The organism is Staphylococcus sp. 231237_7MaSpsaltlick (genome assembly GCF_043107035.1).
In genome coordinates this window covers 1-877 of record NZ_JBICNX010000191.1, presented here as the reverse complement: position 1 = coordinate 877, position 877 = coordinate 1, and the positions used below count along the sequence as shown (strand labels likewise).

The 877-nt window shown below is 29.4% G+C and carries 2 protein-coding genes; one reads left to right on the top strand and one right to left on the bottom strand.

Features of this window, described 5'->3' with window-relative positions; genetic code table 11:
- A partial coding sequence (locus ACF91D_RS30835) for a hypothetical protein (RefSeq protein WP_392438566.1) occupies nucleotides 1-191 on the bottom strand: 191 nt, incomplete at its 3' end.
- Between the two features lie 259 nt (nucleotides 192-450).
- Between ACF91D_RS30835 and ACF91D_RS30830 the strand changes: the two genes are divergently transcribed.
- Nucleotides 451-877: CAT RNA binding domain-containing protein (locus tag ACF91D_RS30830; RefSeq protein ID WP_392438565.1), on the top strand; the 427-nt coding region annotated here is incomplete at its 3' end.

Below are 877 nucleotides of genomic sequence, written 5' to 3'. Positions count from 1 at the left end.
TCATCAAGGTAATATTTATCTCCTGTTTTGATTATGACGTCTTTTTTCAATAAATTATTGAAGGTTCTTTTGTACTTAATATTTAAATCGTCATAAGTTTTAGCATTTTCGGGTGAAGTAGCTTCTGATTTAATCATTTGCTTAGCAACTCTATTTTGTTTCCATACAATCGCTTCTGAACCATTAGCCATAGGGCACACTTCTTTTTATATAATTATAACATTATATAAATTAATTATCTTGATGTGTGAAGCGTATTTGGTGTGAATATAAGAATATACATTTCATTAATAATTATTATCAATTATATAACGAAATATACTTTTAATAGGATGATTATTGTAATCAATAATAAGAAGGAAAATATCTGTTTGATACGTCAGCCACTATTATATTGATATTTCCAGTACCCATATGGCAAAATGTATTTACTACCATAAGGGGTGTTATATGAAGATAAATAAAATCATAAATAACAATGTGATTAGTGTTATGCAAAATAACCAAGAGCGTGTTGTGATGGGAAAAGGCATTGGTTTCCAAAAACAAGAAGGAGATATCGTTGAAGAATCAAAGATTGATAAGGTTTTTGATTTAAATAACCAAGAAATATCCGAACGTTTCAAAACGTTATTAATTGAAGTGCCTATTGAGGTTGTACAAGCAGTTGAGAGGATTATTGAAGTTGCTAAAGTTGAATATCATAAAGATTTGAGTGATACAATTTATGTTGCGCTTACAGATCATATTAATTTTGCAATTGAACGGCAACAAGAAGGTATGACGATAAAGAATGGCTTATTATGGGAAATTAAAAAATTCTATCCTACTGAGTATGAGATTGGGATACGTGCTTTGGACTGGATTGATGAAAGTG